This window comes from Actinophytocola sp. (assembly GCF_045807065.1).
In the GTDB taxonomy this organism is placed as follows: domain Bacteria; phylum Actinomycetota; class Actinomycetes; order Mycobacteriales; family Pseudonocardiaceae; genus Actinophytocola.
On sequence record NZ_JBJMIE010000716.1, the window covers coordinates 1 to 2,731 of the forward strand.

General features: G+C 69.9%; 3 protein-coding genes. 2 read left to right on the plus strand and 1 reads right to left on the minus strand.

Annotation, left to right across the window (positions count from 1 at the left end):
- Positions 1 to 581, minus strand: a 581-nt coding sequence (locus ACJ73U_RS42225; protein WP_407783407.1) for a GAF domain-containing protein, incomplete at its 3' end; no start/stop codon positions are given.
- A 143-nt stretch (positions 582 to 724) separates the two neighbouring features.
- Here ACJ73U_RS42225 and ACJ73U_RS42230 point away from each other — a divergent pair.
- Positions 725 to 2,113: an MFS transporter gene (locus ACJ73U_RS42230; protein ID WP_407783408.1), complete on the plus strand. Its 1,389-nt coding sequence runs from the start codon at positions 725 to 727 to the stop codon at positions 2,111 to 2,113.
- 12 nt (positions 2,114 to 2,125) lie between these two features.
- Positions 2,126 to 2,731 (plus strand): tannase/feruloyl esterase family alpha/beta hydrolase (locus ACJ73U_RS42235; protein WP_407783409.1); only part of this gene is annotated, 606 nt, incomplete at its 3' end.

A 2,731-nucleotide genomic window follows, 5' to 3' on the forward strand; every position in this document is an offset into this window, starting at 1 on the left:
ACCCGCAGCTCCCGCAGCGCGGTCCGGCTCGCCTCGTAGAGGCGGCCGTTGTCGAGGGCCACCGCGGCATGGTCGGCGAACGCGCTCAGCAGCGCGATCTCGTCAGCCTGGAAGGACCGCTCGGCGCGGTCCGCGGCGAACAGGGCGCCCACGGCCTCACCTCGGATGACCAGTGGCACACCGAGAAGCGCGACGAGCGCCTCGGTCGCGGCAAGGCGGTCGAAGTTCGGATCGTGGTCGATGAGGGTGCTGGCGGCGTAGTCGCTCACCCAGTGCGGACTCCCGGAGGCCAGCACCTTGCCGCCGAGCCCCACGTCGGCCGGTATGGACGCCGTGAGGAAGGAGGCGGAGATCGTTCCCTCCGATGCTCTGGCCGACAGCTTGCCGTCCGCGCCGACCAGCGACAGGTAGGTGAAGTCCGTGCCGATCAGGTCGTGGGCGTGGTGGACGATCGACCGCAGCACCTCGTCGAGCTCGCCCAGCGCGGTGAGCGACTTGGCGGTCGCGTACAACGACGCCAGCTCGCGCTGTCGGCGCACGAGCGCGGGCGACTCCGCCTCGCCACCGGTGTTGCTGGCCACGGTGCCATCCCTCCTCGACATCGGGTGGAAGAAAGACCCACCGGATCGGCGTGAGCCGTGGATGATCCATACCTCAATCGCAGCGTAACGCGGTCCTAATATGACCGTCATCACTGCCGGTGCTATCGACGAAGGCGGCCTGTATGGCAACCCCGCTCGCCCAACCCGAGGAACGGTCCGGCTACCTCGGCGCCGGCTCGTCCACCGTTCGACGCCGAGCGTTCCGCAAGCTGCTGGCCGCCGGGCTCGTCGGCAGCTCGATCGAGTGGTACGACTTCTTCCTCTACGGCACCGCGGCCGCACTGGTCTTCCCCAAGGTGTTCTTTCCGCACTCGTCGGCCCTGACGGGGACCCTCCTCGCCTTCAGCACGTTCTGGGCGGGTTTCGTGGCGCGTCCGATCGGCGGCGTGCTCGCCGGACACTTCGGCGACAAGTACGGGCGCAAGCCGGTCGTCGTCACCTGCCTGGCGGTCATGGGGGCCGCGACCTTCCTGATCGGCTGCCTGCCCAGCGCGGCGGCCGTCGGCGCGCTGGCCCCGACGCTGCTCGTCATCCTGCGCTTCGTGCAGGGGCTCGCGACCGGCGGCCAGTGGGGCGGGATCGTGCTGCTGCTCACCGAGTCCACCAGCCCCAAGCGGCGCGGCTTCGCCGGCACCTTCGGACAGACCAGCGTCCCCGTCGCCGTGATCATCTCGAACCTGATCTTCGTCGCCGCCAGCGGCCTGATGCCGGACGACGCCTTCCTGAGCTGGGGCTGGCGCATCCCCTTCCTGTTCAGCGTCGTGATGTTCCTGGTGGTGCTCTACATTCAGGCCAAGGTGGAGGACACGCCGGAGTTCCGCGAGCTGCGGCGGAAGGCGTCGCGGACGGACGACGCGGTGGTCCGGGCCCCGCTGGCGAAGGTCATCGCACGCAACTGGCGGACCATCCTGCTCGGCTGCGGGATCCTCTCGGCCACCAACAGCCTGTTCTACGTCAGCATCTCCGGGCTCCTGAGCTACGGCACCGGCACTCTCGGACTCGAGCGCGACCCCCTGCTGGCGGTCGTGCTGCTGAGTTCCGTGGCGATGCTCGTGGTCATCCCGTGGTCCGGCCACCTCTCCGACAAGGTGGGCCGTCGGCCGCTGATCCTGATCGGTGGCCTGGGCGTCGCGGTCTGGGCCTTCCCGTACTTCGGGCTCGTCGACTCCGCGTCGCTGCCGCTGATCTTCGTCGCGGTGGTGGTGGGTTTCGTGTTCCAGACCCTCACCTACGGCCCGATCGCGAGCTTCCTCGGCGAGCTCTTCGCGCCCAACGTCCGCTACTCCGGCGCGTCGCTGGCCTACCAGCTCTCCGCGATCATCGTCAGCGGCGGCACACCGTTCCTCATGACGGCACTCATCGCGAAGACCGGGAGCACCATGCCGGTCGCCGCCTACATCATGGTCATGGGACTGATCACCTTCGCCTGCGCGTGGTTCCTGCCCGAGACCAACCCCGCCGAGGTCCGCGACGATCCGCAGGCCATCCCGGGCACGCACCTCCACCGCTGAGGAGCCGGCGACATGCCTACGAGACTGAGGAAAGAGGTTCGCGTGCGCAGAACATCGACGAGGGGCGTGCGGGCTCGCCGGCTCACCGTGCTGGCGACCATGGTTCTGGTGGCAGGCGCGGCACTCGGGGCCGAACCCGCCACCGCGACGACCCCGGCGGGGGCCGGCGCCTCGACGGCGGTGCCGGAGTGCGCCGGGCTGGCCGGGACGAGGATCCCGGCTTCGGTCATGAGTCTGCCGAGGACCGGCGGCCGGGTGACCTCGGCATCGGTCGTGACCAGCGTCATCAGCGGCGAGCCGGTCACCTACTGCCAGGTCGACGCCGACATCTTCCCCGTCGATCCGGCCGCGCCCCACATCAGGATGCGCGTCGCCCTGCCGAACGGCTGGAACCGCGGGGCGATGATGTTCGGTGGCGGCGGCTACAACGGCACCATTCCCGACCTGGCGGCGAACGTGCCGTTCGGCCCCACGGACCGGCCGGTGCCGCTGGCCCGGGGATACGCCACGTTCGCCAGCGACTCCGGCCACCAGCAGATCCCGACGGCCCCTCCGTCACTGGACGGGTCGTTCGGCGTGAACGACGAGGCCGTGGGCAACTTCGCCGCCGGTGACGCG